Source organism: Mucilaginibacter terrenus (genome assembly GCF_003432065.1).
In the GTDB taxonomy this organism is placed as follows: Bacteria; Bacteroidota; Bacteroidia; order Sphingobacteriales; family Sphingobacteriaceae; genus Mucilaginibacter; species Mucilaginibacter terrenus.
Genome location: NZ_QWDE01000001.1, coordinates 948,815 through 972,112 on the forward strand (window position 1 = coordinate 948,815; position 23,298 = coordinate 972,112).

General features: G+C 42.3%; 16 protein-coding genes and 1 tRNA gene. 8 read left to right on the top strand and 9 right to left on the bottom strand.

The window, feature by feature from the left end:
• Nucleotide 1: 1 nt before the first annotated feature.
• Nucleotides 2-2,425, bottom strand: coding sequence for an SLBB domain-containing protein (locus tag DYU05_RS04205; protein ID WP_235853947.1), 2,424 nt, complete (start codon nucleotides 2,423-2,425; stop codon nucleotides 2-4).
• A gap of 321 nt (nucleotides 2,426-2,746) precedes the next feature.
• On the opposite strand from DYU05_RS04205, the gene DYU05_RS04210 reads away from it, so the two are divergent.
• From DYU05_RS04210 to DYU05_RS04220, 3 genes are all read left to right on the top strand, one after another.
• A complete protein-coding gene (locus DYU05_RS04210) occupies nucleotides 2,747-3,280 on the top strand; it encodes an iron-sulfur cluster co-chaperone HscB C-terminal domain-containing protein (protein ID WP_317127849.1) in 534 nt (177 codons plus the stop codon).
• A 12-nt stretch (nucleotides 3,281-3,292) separates the two neighbouring features.
• Nucleotides 3,293-3,372 (top strand) — tRNA-Leu (locus DYU05_RS04215).
• 125 nt (nucleotides 3,373-3,497) lie between these two features.
• Complete coding sequence (locus tag DYU05_RS04220; RefSeq protein ID WP_117381723.1) at nucleotides 3,498-4,049, top strand: dihydrofolate reductase family protein; 552 nt, start codon at nucleotides 3,498-3,500, stop codon at nucleotides 4,047-4,049.
• A 38-nt stretch (nucleotides 4,050-4,087) separates the two neighbouring features.
• Here the strand turns inward: DYU05_RS04220 and DYU05_RS04225 are convergent, their stop codons facing one another.
• The 6 genes from DYU05_RS04225 to DYU05_RS04250 all read right to left on the bottom strand — a co-directional run bounded on the left by DYU05_RS04225 (nucleotide 4,088) and on the right by DYU05_RS04250 (nucleotide 14,078).
• Nucleotides 4,088-5,515 carry a TlpA disulfide reductase family protein gene (locus DYU05_RS04225; RefSeq protein WP_165851992.1) on the bottom strand — a complete coding sequence of 476 codons (1,428 nt, stop codon included), beginning with the start codon at nucleotides 5,513-5,515 and terminating at the stop codon, nucleotides 4,088-4,090.
• A 234-nt stretch (nucleotides 5,516-5,749) separates the two neighbouring features.
• The gene (locus tag DYU05_RS04230; RefSeq protein ID WP_117382950.1) at nucleotides 5,750-6,865 is read right to left on the bottom strand and encodes a glycoside hydrolase family 2 TIM barrel-domain containing protein; all 1,116 of its coding nucleotides are present in this window, start codon (nucleotides 6,863-6,865) and stop codon (nucleotides 5,750-5,752) included.
• Between the two features lie 9 nt (nucleotides 6,866-6,874).
• Complete coding sequence (locus tag DYU05_RS04235; RefSeq protein WP_117381725.1) at nucleotides 6,875-8,041, bottom strand: glycoside hydrolase family 43 protein; 1,167 nt, start codon at nucleotides 8,039-8,041, stop codon at nucleotides 6,875-6,877.
• A 51-nt stretch (nucleotides 8,042-8,092) separates the two neighbouring features.
• Nucleotides 8,093-9,316 (bottom strand): sialidase family protein, encoded by a 1,224-nt coding sequence (locus DYU05_RS04240; protein WP_117381726.1) that lies wholly within the window; start codon nucleotides 9,314-9,316, stop codon nucleotides 8,093-8,095.
• Nucleotides 9,317-9,384: 68 nt separating this feature from the next.
• Nucleotides 9,385-10,917 carry a RagB/SusD family nutrient uptake outer membrane protein gene (locus DYU05_RS04245; protein ID WP_117381727.1) on the bottom strand — a complete coding sequence of 511 codons (1,533 nt, stop codon included), beginning with the start codon at nucleotides 10,915-10,917 and terminating at the stop codon, nucleotides 9,385-9,387.
• A 17-nt stretch (nucleotides 10,918-10,934) separates the two neighbouring features.
• Nucleotides 10,935-14,078: a SusC/RagA family TonB-linked outer membrane protein gene (locus DYU05_RS04250; protein WP_205771784.1), complete on the bottom strand. Its 3,144-nt coding sequence runs from the start codon at nucleotides 14,076-14,078 to the stop codon at nucleotides 10,935-10,937.
• A 219-nt stretch (nucleotides 14,079-14,297) separates the two neighbouring features.
• On the opposite strand from DYU05_RS04250, the gene DYU05_RS04255 reads away from it, so the two are divergent.
• Together DYU05_RS04255 and DYU05_RS04260 are read left to right on the top strand one after the other, a co-directional pair.
• Nucleotides 14,298-17,462: a ligand-binding sensor domain-containing protein gene (locus tag DYU05_RS04255; protein WP_117381728.1), complete on the top strand. Its 3,165-nt coding sequence runs from the start codon at nucleotides 14,298-14,300 to the stop codon at nucleotides 17,460-17,462.
• Nucleotides 17,463-17,467: 5 nt separating this feature from the next.
• Nucleotides 17,468-18,241 carry a response regulator transcription factor gene (locus DYU05_RS04260; RefSeq protein WP_117381729.1) on the top strand — a complete coding sequence of 258 codons (774 nt, stop codon included), beginning with the start codon at nucleotides 17,468-17,470 and terminating at the stop codon, nucleotides 18,239-18,241.
• Nucleotides 18,242-18,290: 49 nt separating this feature from the next.
• On the opposite strand, the gene DYU05_RS04265 is transcribed toward DYU05_RS04260, so the two are convergent.
• Complete coding sequence (locus DYU05_RS04265; protein ID WP_117381730.1) at nucleotides 18,291-19,244, bottom strand: 3-keto-disaccharide hydrolase; 954 nt, start codon at nucleotides 19,242-19,244, stop codon at nucleotides 18,291-18,293.
• A gap of 195 nt (nucleotides 19,245-19,439) precedes the next feature.
• Between DYU05_RS04265 and DYU05_RS04270 the strand changes: the two genes are divergently transcribed.
• The 3 genes from DYU05_RS04270 to DYU05_RS04280 all read left to right on the top strand — a co-directional run bounded on the left by DYU05_RS04270 (nucleotide 19,440) and on the right by DYU05_RS04280 (nucleotide 22,653).
• Nucleotides 19,440-20,255, top strand: a complete 816-nt coding sequence (locus DYU05_RS04270) for an SDR family oxidoreductase (protein WP_117381731.1) — start codon at nucleotides 19,440-19,442, stop codon at nucleotides 20,253-20,255.
• Between the two features lies 1 nt (nucleotide 20,256).
• The gene (locus DYU05_RS04275; protein WP_117381732.1) at nucleotides 20,257-21,294 is read left to right on the top strand and encodes a sugar kinase; all 1,038 of its coding nucleotides are present in this window, start codon (nucleotides 20,257-20,259) and stop codon (nucleotides 21,292-21,294) included.
• A 66-nt stretch (nucleotides 21,295-21,360) separates the two neighbouring features.
• Nucleotides 21,361-22,653 carry an MFS transporter gene (locus DYU05_RS04280; RefSeq protein ID WP_117381733.1) on the top strand — a complete coding sequence of 431 codons (1,293 nt, stop codon included), beginning with the start codon at nucleotides 21,361-21,363 and terminating at the stop codon, nucleotides 22,651-22,653.
• A gap of 4 nt (nucleotides 22,654-22,657) precedes the next feature.
• Here DYU05_RS04280 and DYU05_RS04285 read toward each other — a convergent pair whose 3' ends face one another.
• A complete protein-coding gene (locus DYU05_RS04285) occupies nucleotides 22,658-23,224 on the bottom strand; it encodes a Crp/Fnr family transcriptional regulator (protein ID WP_117381734.1) in 567 nt (188 codons plus the stop codon).
• Nucleotides 23,225-23,298 lie beyond the last annotated feature (74 nt).

The window sequence follows — 23,298 nt, forward strand, 5'->3', positions numbered from 1 at the left end:
GCTATTTAGAAATGTTAATTATACCCAATATAACCGCTGCTAATGAAGCCAAACCAGTCGTGATGCCTACAGCTTCTGTTACAGAAAGGCCGCGGTGTTCTGGCTTCTTTGTTACATAAATCTCGCTGCCCGGCCGAACGCTTGGGTGTGAATTAAAGAATAAAAACTTTCGCGTTCCTCTTACAGTACCATTTGGATACACCACGTAAGCACCTTTTTTTAACGCGTTTGGCGAGTAACCACCAGCATTAAGTACATAGTCATGAAAAGATTTGCCTTTCTCGTAAACGACTGCGCTTGGATAGAGCACCTCACCATTAACTCTCACAAGTTGTTGCTGCTTAGGAATTCTGATTATGTCATTATCTTCAAGGATAAGGTCTCCGCTATAGCCAGGCTGCTGGAGTATCTTCTTAAGATCAATTCCAACAAAGTTGTTCCTAAGTTGCGGAGCTTCTATATTGGTAGAGTCTTTATAATTTTGCTTTAGCCTGCTCAGCCTGTCAAGACGTTCTTTCTCTACAGCACTTGTGTCAATTTTATTTTTATTAACTCCCAATATGGCAAAGTTATCACGTTTCAACGTTCCGCCATCAGGGTCGGCAGAAGCCGTTATACCACCGGCACGTGCAATTACGTCAGATATTTTTTCGTTTTTTTTCTTGATTGTGTAGTAGCCCGGATACAGCACCTCACCTTCAATCTTCACTGTACTTTGTTTTTCATACCCAGGTAAACTATAAACCGATACTATATCAAAAGGCTCAAGTTTGAAATTTGCTTCTCCTTTTTTCATTTGCGAATCGACATCTACTGTAAAAACTTGAGCCAAATCACTTGTCTTTGAATTGGGATTACTATTATCTATCCGACGAGATACTTCAACCCGTTTTGGGCTTGCACCAATAGTTAATCCGTCTGCCTTTATAATAAGATCTTCGACGGACATACCTTCAGAATACGCAAAATCACCCTGGTTTCGTACTTCACCTTTAATTGTAACGCGGTATTCGTCACGAAGGTCAAATATTGATGATATGTTCACAACGTCTTCTCGCTGAAGCAGAATATCTGGTTGGCTTTTGTTAATAACAGCATTTACATCAAACGAGATTAACTCAGTTGTGTTGTCAGCCTTCAAACGGGTTATACTTCCGCGGCCTGTAAAAGCGTCTTCCTTGAGGCCCGCGGCATTTTTTATTAGCTGAGAGACAGTTAAACCTTTCTGAAGTTCGTACTCGCCCGGGCGAAATACTGCACCTCTAACAATAACCCTGTTCTCATATCGCTCTAAAATACGATCAACAGTGTATTTATCACCGCGCAAGGGAATGTAGTTCTTGTAATCTGCCTCTACTACATCCGTGATCCGTCGTTGCTGGTCCTCAATCTGCGATACTTTTATCCTGCCGGTAAAAGCCTGGTCAGTAAAACCGCCTGCAAACCTAAGTACATCTTGCAAAGTTTCTCCTGGCAGTACTTCAAATAAGGCCGGGGTTTTTACTTCGCCCACCAATTCCACACGGGTGCGGTAAGTCGGCACCCTGATTATGTCCTGATCTTGTAATCCTATGTTGCTCTTTTGATCGCCTTTTACAAGAAAATCATAAACGTCTAAACGCCGAATAATTCTATTGTTACGGTATATCTCAATTTGCCTGAATGAACCATTATTATTTGGCCCACCTGCAGAGGATAAAGCATTGAATGCAGTAGCAAGCGAAGGTAGCGTATATGTACCAGGCTTCACTACCTCACCTACCATCACCACTTTTATGCTGCGTATGTTGCCTAACGTGACTGCCACTGTAGTACCACGCCCCACAGCATAGTTATTAGCTGTAAGTTTTGCCTTAATGGCGGATGTTGCCTGCTCAATTGTTTTCCCCGAAACGTTTAGCATACCTACACCGGGTATATTAATGTTACCTTCAGGAGATACATCCAGTTTCCAGTTCACCAGAGATGCACCATAAACATTTATATTTAACTGATCTTCGGGGCCCAGAATGTAATTAACAGGAGTTGCTAGTTTTAAGTTCGGCTCAAAAGTAATGTTGCTATTCCTAAACAGGTCAGCTCCAAAAACCTTTGGTGTAAACATATCTGCAATATCGCGCTGTTTTGCTGGTGGATTGGCAGTTGAGTCTGCTTTATAATTGAGACCGCGGGTTAAGGACTGATCAGTTAGAGCAGGTGACTGTCCATCTGCATTTGTATAAGTTTTACGTAGTGAAGTAACCCTATCTTGCAAAATTCTGCTTTGTTCTGCAGATAATCCGCGTGATTGTAACATCTGAAGCAACTGTGCATCGGTTAGACCAGAAGATTGCGCTTGTTGCATTATTTGCCGCAATTGGATATCTGAGATCTCGTTAACGTTTACGCCTGAAAGATTTTGAGGTATAGTTTGCGCCTTTGCCATGGATAACCCAAAAACAATTAAAGCGGTTAAAACAAGTACCAAAATGGGTCTAAAAAAATTCATATTTTACAAATAATGCCTTGATCGGTTCTAATAAGGTAAGGTGCTTCATCTACTCTTACAAAGTTGGTGAATGACAAACCTTGACAATCAATCAACATGTCGGCTAAATTAGCTTGCAAATATATATTTATTTTACAGGTTGATAGTAAATTTCACCTTCTGTTACTTAATGTAAACGCTATGAGCGGTTTTTTTTTAAACCGCTCATAGCGTTTACAAGTTTATTATCTCGTTTTCTATCTTAAACGTTAATTTTGAATGATGAATTATTTCGACTTCTATAACATCGCAGAGTCTTTTCACCCGGATACAGCGGCATTAAAAAAACAATTTTATACCCTGAGCAAGCAATATCATCCCGACTTTTACGCAAATGAAGATGATAGTAAGCAACAAGAAATACTGGAGCTCTCTACTCTTAACAACAAGGCCTACCAAACACTTAGCGACGGAAATAAGACGCTGGAATACATATTGAAGGAGCACAACCTGGTAAATGAAGGGGCAAAACCACAATTACCGGCAGATTTTTTGATGGAAATGATGGACATCAACGAACGGCTAATGGAGGTTGATGATACTGCCCAACTTGCTGAGGTAACAACAGAAGTGCTTGCTATAGAGAGTGATATTAACGAAGCATTAAGTACACTGACGGCAGATTACGAAACGCTGGATGACACTGCAAAGGAAAGCAGGCTTAACGAAATTGCAAATATTTACTACAGGCAAAAATATCTGTTGCGTATTAAAGAGAGTTTAGATACATTTGCAGCCCGCTTAGGTAATTAGTTACCTGCAAATGCCCAGATGGCGGAATTGGTAGACGCGCTGGTCTCAAACACCTGTGGGAAACCGTGCCGGTTCGACTCCGGCTCTGGGTACGACCCTCTTTACATCAGTAAAGGGGGTTTTTTGTTTTACCCCCCCCCCGTTTTGTCGCAAACAGACCTACATTACTGTAAGTTATCACATATTTTTGATTAGAAAACACTTTATCAACAGGTTGATGAGAAAAGTATCCTTTGCCATAAACATAAGCCTTGACGGCGTTTGCGACCATACGCTTTTTAATCCAAACCCGGAAATTCATGAGTACTTCACTGAAGTGATGAACGAGGTAGACCTTATTTTCTTTGGACGGATTATGTATCAGCTCATGTTTCCTTATTGGGCCAATGTGGCGAGGGATAAATCCGGCACATACGATGAAAACAAATTTGCTGAAAAAATTACTTCGATCTCAAGGGTAGTTGTTTCCAGATCATTAACTACATCAGATGAAAATACAAGGATAGTTCGTGCAAATCCTGCAGAAGAACTTTTGCAACTGAAACAACTTCCCGGCAAAACAATTTCTGTAGATAGCATAAGCATGCTTCCTGAACTAATAGCAGCCGGGCTCATAGATGAATTCAAGCTGATGATTCACCCGGTTATATTAGGTAATGGACGAAGATTATTAGATACCGGCAATCTGCAGGAAAAACTCGACCTTAAGCTGATAGAAACTATAAACTTCAAGTCCGGGTGTGTGGCTCTTCATTATCTTAAAAAATGAAAAACATAATTATTAGGCTCACCCCTTGCAAACGTGAGTTATTGTAATAACGATGATATCATCAGCTCAAGTGTTCTTTGGTTACTGCCATCTATACTAAAGTTCTTGAAAATTATTTTTCCATCTTTATCAATCAGGAAGTTTTCGGGTTCTCCACGAACTCCATAACTCTTAGCTGCAAATTCCGGGTTGCCACGCAAGGGTATAAACGAGAAGCCGCTGTTTTTCATAAAAGGCAGTACATAAGAATCTTGTTCTGGCGTAACGTTAATGCCGAGGTAAACCAGATTCTTATTCTTAAATTTGTTTACAACTGCCTGGAAGTGCGGAAACTCTGCCCTGCACGGGCCGCAGCCCGGAAACCAAAACGTAAGCAGCACAACTTTACCTTTCAAGTCATTCAGCTTTAACTTATTTTTTACGGTGTATAAACCCAATTCAAATGGAAAAGCCTGTACCGCAGAAGCTTCTCTTATTACTTTTACGTCCTTATCTATTTGCAGTTCGTCTTTACCCATTTGATGAGCGTAAATCTTTATTGCACTGTACAATTCATCGTTGGGTAATTTGGCAAATTTTAATACAAGGTTATCGTAAGCATCCTTTACATCGCCTGACTTTGCCAGCAAAGAAGATTTTTTCAACTCAATAAAATTCCTGATGTAATTCCATCTTGGCAGGGTTAATAGCTTAAGTTGATTTAAAGCTTCTTTGTAGTTTTGCTCTTGTTCTAATTTGTTGATTTGTATTAACGAAAGGGCAACTTGTTTCCTAATCTTCCAATCTTCTTCTTCACGCATTTCGGAGGCTAGCGAGAGGGCTTTTTCAGGATCCGTTTGAAGGTATATATCAGCCAAGCTGGTCATTCCCTCATATGACCAATTAAATTTTTGTGGCGGATAAAGTGTGCGAAGATCTTCTAGGTATTTCCTCTTTATATCCATGTTTGTAGCATCTACTGCCAACCAGTACAGCGCTTGTGCACCACGTTCGTTCTCAGGAAACTGTTTTGTAAAATCGTATACCTTCTGTTTGTAAACATCGGGGTTGCTATCCTTAAGGTACATCAGGTTCACGTAAGCATAGGTAACATCTGCCGGATCTGCAATGGTGGCTTTTTCTATATAGTTTTTCGCGAGCGCACTTTGCCCCCACCTTTCCGCATCTGCCGAGAGCATGTACCACACGTTTGCATTCTTGGGATCAAGTTCTGCGGCTTTAAGCAGAAACTCCCTTGCCTGCGCCATTTCAGCGTTATTAAACACTGTACCAATCGCCAAAGGGATATTTACATTATTGGGGTGGTTCTTCATCCAGATTTTATATTGCGGAATAAGCTCCGGATTTTCCAAGCCCATCGCATATATAAATTTTTTCTGTGCTTTGATGCTGTCAGGGTAAGCTTCCGCCACTGCCTTTGCGGCTTTAATTTCAGCGGCAGGTGCGGGCCCTTTTCTGACAGGCATCTGAGCTAAAACCTGCATACTGCACATTATAATTAATGCAGTGTTTGAAATATTTTTAAGTAAGCCTTTCATGGTGTAGTGGTTGTATCAGGAGACAAGAACCTAATATACTTACAATAATTAAATTACATGATGGAAGATTAACAAGAATGATCACATAACAAAGTTCTCAAGATTAAACCCTGTGAGAAAATCTCACAGGGCTCTTATATTCTTATTACCAACTCATTACTGCTATTTTAGCGTCTCTGTTTTGGGCTGAGTGGTGATTTGCTTGATGAAAGATGTTTCTTCAGGCTTATAAGGTGTGCCGTCCTTATGGAAAATGTCGTGAAACCACAACTTTGGCTCACCTCCCTGTGGCATTGGGGTATCCCAGGCGTAAATGGTGTTGGTTTTACCTGCAACCAAACCCCAGTTTATCGCTCCAATATTTTCTTTTTTCAACAAAGGCAGTATAGTTTGGAACGTACTATTTCGTGAACGAGCCATGTATTCAGTACATATTAATGGTCGGCCATGAGTTTTAAGCAACTGCAAAACACGTTCATGTGACTTTTCATCTTCGTATTCATGATAGGTAATAATATCTGAATTAAGCGCCTGAAATGCGTTCAATTTTTCGAAATCCCAGGCCCATAAGCCTACAGAAACGGGTTGATCAGGATTTACATCTCTGGCCCAGGTAAATACTTTTGTTAATAAGGCTAACGAGGTATCACGCTTAGTACTGTTACCCGGCTCGTTATATAGATCCCATAAAATCACCCTTTTATCGTGCTTGAACTCCCCCATCACATCTTTAAAGTAGCCTTCTAACTGGTTGAATTGTTTAGGGTCTTTTACCTCTCTAACACCAGGGTCCTGCGCCCATCCGGAGTTATGGATACCCGCTTTTGGTGCAGGCTGCTTGCCGGGTTTGGGGTTTGGATTCCAGCAATCGTCAAAAAACACCAATATGGTTTGTATATGATGCTTATTAGCAATCTCGAGGTATTTGTTCATCCGGGACTTGAAACCTTTAGGGTCTACTCCATAAGCTACGCTATGTAAAAACACCCTCATGGTGTTAAAACCAATACCTTCGGCATATCCAAGCTCTTTATCAATCGTCGCCGGATCAAAGGTATCAGCCTGCCACATTTCTAGCTGGTTTATAGCAGTACTGGGAATAAAATTAGCACCAATCATCCATTTATGTTCGGCGTACCATTTGTTAGCTTTATCTACAGTCCATATCTTACCCTTATCTATTGGCTTTACTTTAGGTTTAGGTGCCTGTGCAGAGGCTGTTGCCGTTACAAAAAATATCAGTAACGGTAGTACAACAAGGTTGCTTAGTTTTCTCATGATCATATATTAGTTGTCCTTTTTGTTTTTTAAGAAGATAGTTTGATTTCGAACTGCAGGTTTAACGTTACTTTTTTTTGTGCCGCTGCCCTTAGGCGGTTTAGCCTTTACATACACCATATCCGACGGTGCTTTTATAGCTACTCCTGTTTTTACAGGCAAGCCAAAATTAGGCGTGCCATCCTTATTCCAAGTAAACATTTGCATGCGCGGTGAGCGCTGACCGCCACAACCACAACCCGGCTTTGAATTGGCATGGTAAAGTATCCAATCCTCTTTACCATCAGGTGATTTAAAGAAAGAGTTGTGTCCCGGTGCATAAACGCTATTTTCTTTACTTTGCTGAAATACCGGCTTAGCATTCTTTTTCCATGATTTCGGATCTAAAAGATCAGCAGAAGCCGGCGCGCTTAACATACCCAAAGCGTAGTTGTCTGTCCAGCATCCACTTGCAGAATAAATCAAATGGATTTGATTGCCGTGTACCAATACCTCTGGCCCTTCGTTCACGTTTACATGCGGCGGATTGTTCGCATCGTGCAGGTCTCCTACCATCTCCCAATCATACTCCGGCTTAGAAATACGCACACGCTTACCATCTACTGTCCATGGGTTTTTTAGTTTCGCAATATAAATATCCTGCTCGCCATTTTCATCACCTTCCCAGCCAGACCATATTAAATATAGCTGCCCTTTGTACCCAAACACAGAGCCATCAATAGCCCATTTGTTTGATGCTTCCTCCAAAGGCCCTTTAAAAGTCCATGTGCCTAATAATGGGTCAGCCGACGTATTTTCTAGAACGTACAAGCGGTGATTACGATTTTTACCGTCGTCTGCAGCAAAATACATGTACCATTTGTTATTTATAAAATGAATCTCCGGTGCCCAAAGTTCCCGGGAATAGCTTTTACCTGTAGGTGGCACCCAAATAGTTTTTTTTGGTGAATTGCGCAAGTCGGCAATATCCTTTGTTTTCCAGATAATGAGACTGTCGCCTAAAGTATTTGTGTAGTAGTAATAGCCGTCTTTATACGTAATCCATGGATCAGCGCCCGAAGGCAATATTGGGTTTGTGAATGTTTTTAGTTTTTTTGTTTGCGCCAGAGCGCTCGAGGTGCTTAGCGCATTACAGATCAGACCAATAAATAATAATTTAACAAAGTTCAATTTCATCTCCGTCGTTATCCTTCGTGTTGTAGTAGCAAATATTTTTAGCAGCAAAAATTAGTGAGTTATGTGGCCCTCTTTCCAGTATACTTCACTGTGCCCATCGCTAAAATTCCTGGTGGTTACCAAAACAACTGTATTTTGATCTTTAAGGAACATTGAACTATAATAAGCACCCTCACCCGTTGGTAAATTTGGCCATGGATCATTTACACGGCTAAAGTTTTTTGCTGTGCTATTGCCTTTGTACACCATCATTGTGCTTTTCTTCCAATCGCTGCCAATGTTTCTTCCACCTGCATCCTGTGCAGATAACAGGGTTTCACCGGTGCTTAGCTGTACCATAAACGGCGCACCACCAAATATCGCATCGCTTGTGGCAAGCCACCGCCGACCGTTTTGTGTAGTACCGGTTGTGTTATAATTCCATCTTGCGTCAGTAGATGACCAAAGCACCCATGGCGAATTGGTATTGTTAACTGACTCAATTGGGAATACTATGCCTTTGTTATTGTTTAATACCAATGGCGTAGCCATACCGTCGCGGTCGCCAGGCGAATAGGCCACCCGCTTTGGCGAAGACCAGGTGCTGCCGTTATCTGTAGAATGTATCATTAGAATGTCCTGTTCCGGACTTCCGCTTGGCCACCAGGCAGCTTCACTAGAGTAAAACATTTCTATATCACCATCTGCCAGTTGTACCATCCCTGGTTCCCAAGATCGGCCTATAGCAATTATTTTCGGATCGCCCCAGTTTAACCCATTGTCTTTGCTGATGCGTATCTGAACGTTGTCGTGTGCGTTGTCATCTGGGTTACCACGTCCAACATAGGCCAGCATCAGCCAGCCATTGCTCATCACCAGTATCTCTGGATTAGAAAATCCGTAGTATCCTGGCGTGCTGCTGTTCATGATAATCTGAGCGGCACCCCATGTGGTACCGTTATCTTCGCTGCGCCTAATGGCAATGTTATTCCAGTAATCGGCTGTGCCGCCACAATGATAAGTAAGCACAAGTGTATTGGGGCCTACCCTGTGGATTCTGCCATATTCCGCATAGTAAACATCATGTGAGATTTTCCTTGCTGAAGCCTCCCAGGTTATGTTGATTGCGGGTATGGCATTATCCACCTGCGGCAGATCGTCGGCATGAGCAGCAGGTACCGTTACAGGCGGTGTTACCGGGGGATCCGGTGTAGGTAAAGGGCCATTCTTTTTACAGGCTGACAGCCCTAGTGTGACGCTCAGCGCCAGTAAAAGTATTCGTTTTTGTAGCTTCATTTAAGGTAGATTAAATGCTGAAAATTATAAAAGGGATGAGCATCGCTACTCATCCCGTAAGAACATTATTAATATCCCGGATTTTGTTTGAGGTTGGGATTGATGTCGAGATCCTGCTGCGGTATCGGCAACAGTTCGTTTTTACCCTTAACAAAGTTTTGAAAGCCTGAATCACGCGCCGAAAGTGGTTTATCCAAGTCCCCCCAACGAGCAAGGTCATTCCAACGGTGCCCTTCACCTGTAAGCTCGGTAACGCGCTCGTGCTTTATCTGCGCCAAAAACTGGTCATGGTTCATCCCTGGTTTAACAGATGTTAACGTGGCTAAACCCGCGCGTTGCCTTACCTTATCTACATACTGGTAAGCCTGCGCTGTTGCATTGGTTTCGTTAAGGCATTCTGCATACATCAGCAATACATCTGCGTAACGGATAAAGCGGTAGTTGTTTGGCGAGTGAAAACTATCACCTGTTGCCGTCCCGTTTTGGTCATTTAGCATTTTCCTGAACCAAACATCGTTGTTAACGGCGTTACCATACCGCTGAGTAAATGTTTGCCCGTAGATAAGAGAGAAATCAGGACCTCTTTCATCAGTAAAAGCGTATAAATAGGTAGCAGCAAGCCGAGGATCACGTTGATTGTTGGTAGTTCTTTCTGCCTCAAACTCGGCAAGTGGCCACCTTCTTGCCTGCCCGTCAGTAAAACCAATTGGCCGGGGTGCAAAAAATGGCGGTAACGATGAACCATAGTTCAGGTTATCCTGGTTGTTGGGGTCAGTATCGTCGTCGTGGTTGTCATTCGGATTAAGTGCGTTGTTGTACTCGAATACAGACTCAGAGTTATTTTCTGTTGTAGATAGAAAGTTATCCTGATAGTTACTTGTTAAAGTATATACCCCGCTTTGTATCACAGCCTGCAATGGAGCCAAAGCTTCCTGGAACTTACGCTGTTGCATAAAGGCTTTTGCCAGTAAAGCATTTGCAGCCCCCTTTGTTGCCCGGCCTACATCGGCACCTGAGTAATTAGCAGGAAGGTTTGCAGCAGCTTCAGTAAGGTCTTTTTGTACTTGTGCCCACACCTGATCACGGCTTGCAGTAGCCGGCAAATCTACCGGTGTCGAACTTTGCAATTGCAGGGGAACATTGCCCCAGAGCGATGCCAGATGAAAATAGAACAACCCACGTAAAAACTTTGCCTCTGCTATGTAGCGTGCTTTTAAGCCAGCATCCATGTTTATGTTAGGTACATTATCAATAACCTGGTTTGTTCTTGCTATGCCGATGTAAAGATCTGCCCATATACCTGTATAATTACCGTAGTTATAATCATTGTTGATAAACAAGTCAAAGTTGTTTTGAAGGTTAGCATCAGGGCTGGTACTCCAGCCTTCATCGGAACGGACTATTGTGGCAAAAAAGAACCAGCGGCACAATCCAGCACGGTGAAAAGTACTGTATATTGAGTTAACGCCTTTTTGTGCATCGTCAGCCGTTTTCCAAAACACAGCTGTAGTAGGCTGATTTGGATTAACAACATCCAATTTTTTACAGCTGGTTACACCAATAACCAGTGCTGCTATAGTTAGTATGATCGTTTTTTTCATTTCTTTAACAATTAAAATTAAAACCCAAAGCTGACACCAACCGAGTATATACGGTTTGCCGGCCAGTTACCAGCGTCCACACCGCGCTGTAATAACCCGTTACCTACCAAGTCAGGATCTAAGCCTTTGTATTTGGTAACCGTAAGCAGGTTTTGGCCGCTGATAAATATTCTTGCATTTTCTACATGCAGAGGTTTCAGTGCCGCTTTACCAAAAGTGTAGCCAATCTCGAGGTTACGTATGCGTCCGTAAGAGCCATTCTCTAACCAACGCGAACTTTCAGGCGTGTTGTTATTGGCTATACCGGGATCGCCGTTAGCAATACCTAACCGTGGATCGGTAGTGCTGGTGTTAGTCGGTGTCCACGGGTTTATGTCTGCGCGGAAGTTAGAGTTCTGATAGCCGTCGAGTATTCTCCTGATATCGTTGTAAATAGTAAGCCCGAATATGCCGACCAACTGCAGATTAACATTGAATTGCTTGTAGGAAGCATTGAATTGCAAACCTGTTTGAAGCGTTGGCCACGGCGATCCGTTAAACACACGGTCGTTATTGTTTATTGTACCTTTTCCGTTAGGATCAGCATAAAACTTCACGTCACCTGGTTTTGCAAATGGTTCTATCGGGCTACCATCAGCACGTTTGTAGTTGTTTATCTCATCCTGAGTTTGAAATATACCAACCTCTTTCAAAACATACCATTGGCCAAGCGCATAACCTATTTGCGACCGGGTGCTACCCTGCTGAATATAGTTGACGCCGACACCCTGGTTACCTAAGGCTAATACCTTGTTTTTAATTGTGGTAACGTTGCCGGATACACTCCACTTAAATGCATTATTGTTATTTCGGTAGGTTGCCTCTACCTCTATACCTTTATTGCTTATGGATGCCGCATTCACAGGCGGGTTGCCACCTGCGTTGCCCAGGAATTGCCCTAACACCTGGTTAACCAGTACGTCTTCCGATTTGTTATTATAAACAGAAGCTGAAACAGACAGCCTGTCGTGAAATAAACTTGCATCAAAACCTATGTTGGTTTCTTTCCGCTTTTCCCAACGCAGATCAGCGTTATATAAAGTTGACTGGTAAGCTCCACCGAATATTGCATCTCCCGCAAATATCGCACGAGGAGAATTATTGATTAAGCCTATATTTTGGTAGGAATTGATTGTATTAATACCCAGCACACCATATGATGCGTTAATTTTCAAGTTATCAACCCAGTCAGCTTTAAAGAAATCCTCTTTACTAAGCCTCCAGGCAACTGCTACTGAAGGAAAGAATCCACTTCGATAGTTGGGCCCGAACCTTGAGTCCTGGTCAATACGTCCAGATGCTGTAAGGAGATACTTGTCATTATAAGTGTAGTTTAAACGGCCCAGGTAAGAACGTATCCTATCATCCTGCGCCACACGACCAGAAACGGAAGGAGCGCCACCTGCTGAGTTTATCTCTGTTAGGTATTCGCCCGTAGATAGTACAGTTAAGTTTGTTTTGCGAGCCGACGTAAGGTCACGATAGGAGCTTTGTTCGCTAAAGCCAACCACACCATTAATGTTATGTACACCAAAAGTTTTGTTGAAGTTAAGCGTATGCTCAAGTAATATGTTTCTGAAACGCTCCCTATCCTGATCAATATAACTCAGTTCAGGCTGTTGGGCGTAAGAGAATATGCCGTTTTTACGAAAGTCGCGGTTATAGTCAAAGCTAGCTTCCAAACCTACATTAAATTTATAGTCTAGCCAATCAAATACGCGGAACTGAGCAAAAGCGTTGCCCAATATTTTAGCGTAATTGTTATACCCCTGGCTAAGATCGTTTACAGCAAGCGAGTTGTAGGCATAAGTAACATCACCACCATTATCAGCTGTGCCGGTGCTATAACCCATCGGGTTAACATTGTTGTTTGTTATAAAGCCATTACTTTGTACCGGTACTGTTGGTAAAAGCTGCGGAAGATCATAGAACGGGTTACCCCTGTTAGGGTGATAGTTATTGCTATTGCTTAACATGGCATTTTCGCCAAAAGTGAGCCTCCCTTTTTTCGTTTCGGTGTTAATGCGAAGGCTGGCACGATCGAATGAGTATGCTTTTAGCACGCCCTGGTTACGAAAATAACTTCCGGATATCAGGTAAGTTGAGTTGTCTGATCCGCCTGACACAGAAAGATTGTAATCCTGATTATTACCGGTACGTTGGTCAAGGTCCTGCCAGTCAGTATTTACAGCAGTGTTAAATGCAGACCCAATGCTTGCAGGAACAGGCAGCCCAGAATTAGTATAAGCCTGGCTTTTGGTTGCCGCATATTGTGTACTGTTCATCACATCCCACTGCTTAGGTATACGCTGCTGACCATATTTAGCAGTAAAGTTTATTTTAGGAGCGCCCTTTTTACCTTTTTTGGTGGTGATAATTACCACCCCATTTGCCGCGCGTGAACCGTAAATCGCCGCAGCTGATGCATCTTTTAATATCTGGATAGATTCTACATCGTCATTGTTTACGGTACTGTTTGCATCTGCTATCATCCCGTCTATCACGTATAACGGAGATGCATTAATAAAGCTCGCAACACCACGGATCTCAATCTGAGAATTTTGGCCTGGCGCCCCGCTGCTGCGTACTGTTACGCCGGGGCTTAAACCTTGTAACGATTCGGCAACGTTGTTTGCAGATACGCGGTTGGCCTCGGTCGGGCTTATAGAAGAAACTGCTCCTGTGAGATCGCGCTTCCGGACAGATTGATAGCCAATAACAACCACTTCGTTAAGTGAGCGGGCGTCATCCCGCATCTGTACATCAATCACCTCCTGATCGGCCACTCTAATCTCCTGAGGCGTAAAACCAATAAATGAAAACACAAGCGTATTTCCGCTTGCTGCTGCAATCCTGTAGCGGCCATTAACATCAGTAACTGCGCCTGTAGTGCCGGTACTTTCCTTAATTCTGACAGTAACTCCCGGAAGCCCTTGTCCTGTTGCATCAGTAACTCGGCCGGTAATCTGTCCTGATGTTTGCGCCACTGCGGGCGTAACAGCAAAAATTATTAATAGCAGGTAAATTAAGTGGAATAATTTGGAGCTTAAAGGCCGGGCTTCGTCTCCATAAGGTGAATGATTACGCATCAAACCCAAATTTTGAGGTAAGAGTTTTTTCATATATTATAATTGGTTAGTAGTAAAAGTCCTATGGGAGGACAATAGGTTAATGATTCTTAGGTCAAAGATGAATGAATAAAACAGAGTGCCGCTGCACGTGCGTATCAATCTTTCATCATTTTGTCTCAATTTTCATTTTAGTAAACAATTGTTGTTATTTTTAAATACCAATAATCAAAAGCATTCTTTCACCAGCTTTTTTACCGATAATTAAATTTAATGCATCTGTACTCCCGCCGGAGCCTTAAAAAGCTTACATATTGTTTACTGATAATTTGCGCATCAACTACAACGCTATTAGGCCAGTCATACTCTTTTGTGCATTACCAGGTAGAAAACGGACTTTCAAATAATGCCGTGTTAAGCAGCTTGCAGGACAACAAAGGTTTTATGTGGTTTGGTACAAAGGACGGACTGAACCGTTTTGATGGGTATACTTTTAAGGTATTTAGAAACGACGCTGATAAAAAAGGAAGCCTGGGTAATAATATCATCTACTGCTTATATCAAGATAAAGACGGAAGACTTTGGGTAGGCACGGACAGGGGCATTTACCTGTATAACGAGCTCACAGAACGGTTTGCACTTTTTAACTTAGGAACAGACGACGAGATACGGGACATTAAGGCTGACCGTAGCGGTAACATATGGTTTATAGCTGGCATAACTTTGCACAAATACAACCTTGCCAACCACAAACTGACCGTTTACAATAAGCAAGGTATTAACGCGGTATCAATGGCTTTTGTTAATGGTGACCTGTGGGTATCCACAACAGCGCGGTTGGTTACAAAGTACGATGCCAATACCGACCATTTTACATCGGTTGACGTTTTTAGCCACTCCAAACCATGTACGGCTTATTGGATTCAAAAACTAGCTGATGCAGGTAATGGCAATTTGCTGGTTGGAACATCTAACCAGGGTATTAAGTTGCTTAATACTACTGCCGGAACATACCGTGACGTTATCACCAATAATGAGGATAAAACCGAAGTGTTTGTTCGTGACTTTATAAAGAAAAGCGGTAATGAATACTGGGCAGCCACAGAGTCGGGCATATATAACTTCAACTTAAATACAGGTAAAGCAGCCCTTTTGCATAAACAATACAATGACCCATATTCGTTAACCGATAACGCGGTATACACTTTTTGTAAAGATCGTGAAGGCGGCATTTGGGCGGGTACTTATTTTGGCGGGCTAAATTATTATGCTAAACAATATAGTTATTTTGAAAAGTACTTTCCAAAGGTTGGAGAAAATTCGCTAGCGGGCAACGCGGTAAGAGAAATAGCTGCTGATAAAAAAAGCTTGTGGATTGGCACAGAAGATGGTGGCCTAAGCCAGTATGATATAAACAAAGGTCTTTTTAAAAATTTCAAGCCTTTGGGTAAAGCTACAGACATATCCACTTCAAACATTCATGGTTTGCTGAATACGGATAAAGAGTTGCTGATAGGCACCTTTGAGCATGGCCTTGATATATTGAACAAAGCGAGTGGGAAAGTAATAGGGCATTATACTGTTTTTTCGGATACAACACTCAAAAGCAACTTCTTCTATACGCTGTATCAAACCAGGTCAGGAGCAATACTGGCCGGTACAACGCGGGGGTTGTACCAATACTATCCCGCGACACATAAGTTTCGGGTTATCACCAACATACCAACCACCGCTTTTTATACCAGCATTATGGAGGACTCAGCAGGAAACATCTGGGTTGGTTCCTATCGGGAAGGACTGTTTTACTATAATTCCAAGATAAGGAAATCGCAACATTATATCTACAATGTAAATGATAGCCATAGCATCAGCAGCAATAAAGTAAACAGGATATTTGAAGATAGCAGTGGTGAGATATGGGTTGCAACTGAAAACGGACTTTGTAAATACGATAAAACGAGGAAAAACTTTTTAAGTATTAGTATCCAAAACGGGCTACCAAGTAATGTTATATATACAATGCTTGAAGACGACGAAAGAAATCTTTGGATAAGTACGTCAAAAGGCCTGGTTAAGCGCGACAGCCACACAGGTAATTTAAAAACATACACCAAAGCGGATGGATTGTTAAGTGACCAGTTCAACTATAACTCGGGCTATAAAGATAGTATAGGGAATTTGTATTTTGGTTGTGTGAAAGGCATGATCAAATTCAATCCTGCCAATTTCGTCACCAATACCTATAAACCACCGGTGTATATAACCGGCTTTCAGGTAAATAACCAGGAGATCGAAATTAAAAAGGGTTCACCATTGTCGCGTTCTGTAAGCTTTACAGATACTGTGGAGCTTCAGTACAACCAATCCTCTTTTAGCATCGATTTTGCGGCTTTAAGCTATACTTCACCCCAAACCGCAGGTTATGCTTATAAAATGGCCGGGTTGGATAAAGACTGGGTATACTTAAGCACTAACAGGAAGGTGTATTTTACCCGGCTATCAACCGGCACTTACCATTTCAAAGTTAAGGCTACTAACAGCAGCGGCTTGTGGAGCCAGTACAACGCATCGCTTACCATTATAATTGATCCACCGTACTGGGCAAGTATTTACGCGTGGCTAATTTATGGGGTGCTTATTGCTTCTGGCATTTACATTTTGGTGCGAAATTATCACCGGGCGGTTAATGAAAAAAACCGACGCAAAATAGATCTGCTGGAAAATGAAAAGGAGAAGGAGCTTTATCATGCGAAAATTACTTTTTTTACTCATATAGCTCACGAGATACGCACCCCATTGACGCTCATAAAAGGCCCTATGGAGAAAGTTATGCATAAAGTTGCGCTTTTCCCCGACGTCAAAAAGAACCTCACCATCATGGAGCGTAACATAGATAGGCTTCTTACGCTTACTAATCAGCTGTTGGATTTCAGGAAAACCGAAACACATGGATTTTCGCTAAACTTTGTAAAAACGGACATAACCGAATTTATCAAAGATGTCCTTCTACGCTTCCGTCCTACTATAGAGCACAAAAAACTGCAGGTTAAAAACACATTGCCGCATCATAGTTTTTATGCCTATGTTGACACCGAAGCGCTAAATAAGATATTATCAAACTTGGTTGATAACAGCCTTAAATATGCCGTAAGCAAGGTGTCAATCTCTTTAACACCAAGTGAAGATGACAATACATTCACCATACTTGTAAAAAATGATGGTCCGCTTGTTCCTTTTGAGATGAAGGACAAAATATTTGAAACATTTTACCGGATGAAAGAGGCAGAGAAACAATCCGGCACCGGAATAGGTTTACCATTATCACGTTATTTGGCTGAACTGCACAAAGGCTCTCTTAACCTAATGCTATCCGAAGATAACATGAATACTGTTGCTCTGGTCCTTCCAATACACCAGGATATTGAATTTAACCTTTAGTTTTTATGGATAAGCCGACTATATTGCTGGTAGATGATAATGAAGAGATCTTAGATTTTATAGGTGAAGACTTATCCGCTGATTACAATGTTTTAACAGCAATCAACGGTGTTGAAGCTTTAGATAAAGTAAGAACTGAAGCTGTACACCTTGTAATTACTGATGTGATGATGCCAGTGATGGATGGTTTTGAACTATGCAGAGAAATAAAGTCTGATATTCAGAGCAGCCACATACCAGTGATAATGCTCACTGCAAAACATACGCTGCAATCAAAGATTGAAGGACTTGAAATCGGCGCGGATGCCTATATAGAAAAGCCGTTTTCACCGAAGCATCTGCAAGTCCAAATTGCTAACCTGCTTAAAAATCGCAGCAAGATAAAAGCTTATTTTGCCAGCTCGCCCTTGGTACATGTAAATACCATAGCATACTCTAAAGCTGACGAGTTGTTCCTGGACAAGTTAAACGATGAGATTAATAAAAACCTCACCAACGTAAACCTTGATGTAGAACAATTAGCTGACCTTATGAACATGAGCAGGCCAACGTTGTACCGAAAAATAAAAGCGATATCCGACCTTACTCCTAACGAGCTTATAAACGTTGCACGGTTAAAAAAAGCCGCTGAGCTACTTTCAGCAGGTGATCATAAGATTTTTGAGATTGCCGAAATTGTAGGCTACACCTCTCAAACCCATTTTGGACGAAACTTCATTAAGCAATTTGGAATGCCCCCGTCTGATTATCAGAATAAGCTGAAGACGGAAAAAGCCTGAATAAAGAAGTGTATTCAGGCTTTTATATTCTATGGATTATTTATTAGCGTTACTTCACGGGTGTAATAACAATATTGCGGTAGTCTATAGGTCCATGATCTCCCTGGATAAGAATCGGTCCTGGTTCACCTTCTTTGCTATCTATTGCACCACCGGTAATGCCTGGGATTATTTGATCGCAAATAACAGTAGTACCATTTGCCACAACAGTTACTTTGCGGCCAACCAATGTTACGTCATACGACTGCCACTCCCCCGGGTTTTTGGCCGTCATCTTGTTAGGCGGCAAAAATCCATAAATCGAGCTAAATTGATTGTTAATCGGTTCTGGCTCTCCGCTTTTCGTATCAATTACTTGCAATTCGTAACGGCCCCTTAGGTAAACGCCACTGTTGCTACCTTGTGGGTACCTGAACTCGATATGTAATTTAAAATCTGTAAATTTCCTGTCTGTGATCAGGTTAGACCCTGATTTCGGGCTTCTTAATATACCCTTCTCTACTACCCATTGGTTTGTGCCCTCAGTGTGCCAACCTTTGGTGTCTTTACCATTAAATAAACGTACAGGTGCTGCCCAAACAGGCGCCTTAGTTCTTGCAAGCAAAGGCGCACGTTCACCTTTAAACTCATAAGTTTTACCATCGGTATAAACCATTGTCCCTTTAATTGCATTACCGCTTACTTCAAATTGGAAATCCATATTACGGTTTCCTTCCTCCCACTGTGGCGGAATAGAAAAGCTAAACTTCCCGTCAGCAGGTTTTACTTCAGATATAGGTCGGGCACTGCCAAATGCATAAGTATACCTGCCTATTAAGGTGTGTGTACCGGATTTTTGAACTTCCAGCCATGATGGCAATTCCTTACCGTCCTTTTGTAGAGTTAAATCCCAGCGACCAATTACATCGGGGTCCTTCTTTAATTCAGCTTGCTGGGCTGATAAATTTATAGCTGAACAGGAAAGCAGCAACACTGCAACAGAAGCCTTAAAGAGTCGGCGCATAAGTTTTGTATTTAGATAGTTTATAATGGTGATGAGGTAAAGTTATAAATATTGTATTTAAATCATTAACCCCAATTTAGGCTTGCTCCCGAAAACGATTGCGTTAAAATAAGCTCAATTTTGTTTCTATATAAAAAGCTATAATTGTACAATTGCGAGTATAATAAACCTTTGGCACTCTGCCTTACATCATCTATGGACAATTCGTTTTCGTTAAAAAATAAAGTAATTGTGGTTACCGGCGGTACCGGTATTTTAGGAAATGCATTTGTAAACGGTATTGTTGAAGCCGGCGGTGCTGTTGCTATACTTGGACGCAACCAGCAAATTGCCGAAGAGCGCGCAAATGCTATCAACAAAAACGGTGGTCAGGCATTAGCGCTGGTGGCTAATGTTTTGGACGAAGTTGCCTTAAATACTGCGAAGAATACAGTTCTGGAGCGTTTTGGTAAAATAGACGGGCTTGTAAATGCCGCGGGTGGTAACATGCCCGGCGGTGTGCTACAGCCGGAGGAAGACCTTTTCTCAATGAATATGGAAGGGATGAAAAAGGTGCTTGATCTGAATCTTTGGGGCACCCTCCTGCCTACGCAGATATTCGGTGAAGCTATCGCTAAAACCGGAGCGGGTAGTATTGTTAACATTTCTTCCATGAATTCCAAACGGGCAGTAACCAAGGTCCTAGGCTACAATATGGGCAAAGCCGCTGTGGATTGCTATAACCAATGGTTCGCGGTAGAACTTGCTAACCGCTATGGCGATGCCATACGAATGAATGCTATAGCTCCCGGATTTTTCCTTACAGAGCAAAACCGTAATCTGCTGACCACACCCGACGGAGGCTACACTCCCCGCGGCCAATCTGTAATCCGCCAAACACCCTTTAAACGCTTTGGCCATCCTGATGAGCTTATAGGCGCATTGGTTTGGCTGCTAAGTGATGCCTCCAAATTCGTAACAGGTTCTATGATATGTGTTGATGGTGGATTTTCTGTATTCAGTGGCGTGTAATATGTTCAACCAGGCACATAAAACAGGATCAGTATTAACTTTTGGAGAATTGCTGCTCAGGCTTTGCCCTGATGCTGACGGCAATTGGCTTAGTACTAACAAGCTCCCTTTTCATGTCGGCGGTGCAGAACTTAATGTTGCAACCGCGTTGGCTTTGTGGGAAGTCCCCTCTAAATACTTTACTGCATTGCCGGATAATGGAATATCCGATCAGCTGTTATCGTACGTAGCTAACCTAGGCATTGATGTATCAGCCGTCCACAAAGGCGGTTCACGGCTTGGTTTGTTCTATCTCACCCAAGGAAAGGACATGAAGCATGATGCTGTAATATATGATCGCGCGGGCTCTTCGTTTGCTGAGCTGAAAACCGGTGTAGTTGATTGGGACAATGTCTTAAATGGTGTAAGCTGGTTTCACTTTAGTGCTATTTGCCCCGCCCTGTCGCAAACAACAGCCGACCTGTGTGAAGAAGCTTTAAAAGCAGCATCCGCCAAAGGCATAACCATATCAATAGACCTGAACTATCGGGCAAAATTGTGGCAATACAATAAAGTACCGTATGAGGTTATGCCGGCACTTGCTAAATATTGCGACCTGATAATGGGCAATGTATGGTCTGCTGAAAAGTTATTAGGCATACCTGTAATGCCTGATATACATGAATCAGGACAGCGCAGCATCTATCTTAAAGAGGCGCTTTCAAGTTCGCAGGAAATCATGAGCCGCTATCCGAAATGTAAAGCTGTAGCCAATACGTTTAGATTTGACGATGGTAAAGGCATAGAGTATTATACCGCGTTGTACACTGATGGGCAGTTACATTCATCAGCTGTTTATGATGCCAACCACGTAGTAGATAAAGTAGGTAGTGGTGATTGCTATATGGCCGGCCTCGTTTATGGGTTTTACAACAGGTTCTCTCCATCTGAAATCGTTGATTTTGCCACAGCAGCGGCTTTCGACAAGCTATTTATTGAAGGTGACGCAACTACCAGTACTGTGGAAAAGATAAAAAGTTCGATAAAGCCAAATTTTTAACGCCTCGAGTGGCCCTAACACCAATGATAACAAACGCCGCTTTGTAAGAACGGCAAACCAACCTATATGAGCAACAATCAAAAAACCAACTACCGCTGGATAGTAGTAGTCCTGCTATTTTTTGCTACCACCATTAACTATCTCGACAGGCAGGTTATAGGTTTGTTAAAGCCAACTCTTGAGAAACAATTTAATTGGACTGAGGAGGATTATAGCCGTATTGTAATGGCTTTTCAGGCATTTTACGCTATGGGGTTATTGGCCTTTGGGGGCGTTATAGATAAGTTGGGGACTAAACTCGGTTATACCGTCTCACTGATAGTGTGGAGTGTAGCAGCCATGGCACATGCACTTGTGAAATCAACCTTCGGGTTTGGCGCGGTGAGAGCAGCGTTGGGTGCTGGTGAATCGGGAAACTTTCCGGCCGCAATTAAGGTTGTTGCAGAGTGGTTTCCTAAACGTGAACGTGCTTTGGCCACAGGGATTTTCAACTCCGGCGCCAACATTGGCGCAGTTGTAGCACCCGTGATGGTTCCCTGGATCCTGGGGGTGTATAACTGGCAAATGGCTTTTATTATAACAGGTGCTATTGGCTTTGTGTGGCTGGTATTCTGGGTTATTTTTTACGAAATACCATCACGACATAAAAAAATTAATCCGGCGGAATATGAATACATCCATAGTGATGCAGCCGATGAGACAAACGACAATACTTCTACCGAAAAAACTAGCTGGCTTAGATTATTGGTAATCCGTCAGACATGGGTATTTTTCATAGGGAAATTTCTTACCGATCCTATCTGGTGGTTCTTCCTGTTCTGGCTCCCGTCCTACTTTTCAAGTACATTCAATCTGGATCTTAAAAAGCCAAACATCCATTTAGTTATTGTTTATACAGCAGCATCAATAGGGAGTATCGGCGGAGGATACCTGTCATCCTGGTTAATTAAACGCGGCATGCCCATTTTTAGGGCACGTAAAACGGCGATGCTGCTATTTGCTTTTTGTGTCATCCCGATATTTGCAGCGCGTTATGCTACTAATATTTGGCAAGCCGTTGCTTTAATCAGCCTTGCAGGAGCAGCTCACCAGGCATGGAGTGCCAATATATTTACCACAGCGTCAGACATATTTCCAAAAAAGGCGTTAAGTTCCGTGGTGGGCATTGGCGGAATGGCAGGTTCTGTTGGAGGCATTTTATTTCCGTTTCTTGTAGGTATAATACTCGACCACTATAAGGCAGCGGGCAACATCACAGCGGGATATAATATAATATTCACCATCTGCGCTTGTGCATATCTGTTAGCATGGCTTCTTATGCATTTTTTAACGCCAAAGGTAAGAGAGGTAAAACTGTAACAGGCTACCTTATTCCTTTACGTATGCGGCTTAACGATGTAGGTGTTACACCTATAAACGACGCGAGGTACTTTTGAGGGATCTTTTGGAGGTACGGTGGTTTAGCCATTAGATCAAGGTAGCGCTTTTCTGCAGAGTCCCTCTGAAGAGCGGTGAACCGATCTATCAAGTTGAGCACTGCATCTTCCCAAAACTTACGCATCATCTCCTGCATTCTTGGGTATTGTTCGTATAAAGTGGTAAGCTCGGCCTTTGGCAGGTACCACACTGTGCTGTCTTCAATTGCCTGCAGGTAATACACAGATGGTTTATCACTTATAAAGCTATAGATATCAATTGCTGAAGAATGTGGAAAAGCAAACCAAACAGAAATTTCGACATCATTATCAACGTAATAAAGCCTTAAGCAACCATTTTGAACAAATACAAGGTCAGTGCACACTTCACCTTCCTGGAGCATGAACCCATTTTTGAATACGCTTCGCTCGGTAAAACGGCTGGTAATATCATTCAGTTCATCTGCCGCAAACGTGGCATAGCTGCTTATGAATTGCTTAAGTTCCGCTGACATTTTGCAATGAGTTTGCTAGTGCTAAGTATTAATGGCCGCTAAAATACCAATTTTGCATGTATATAACCCCTAAC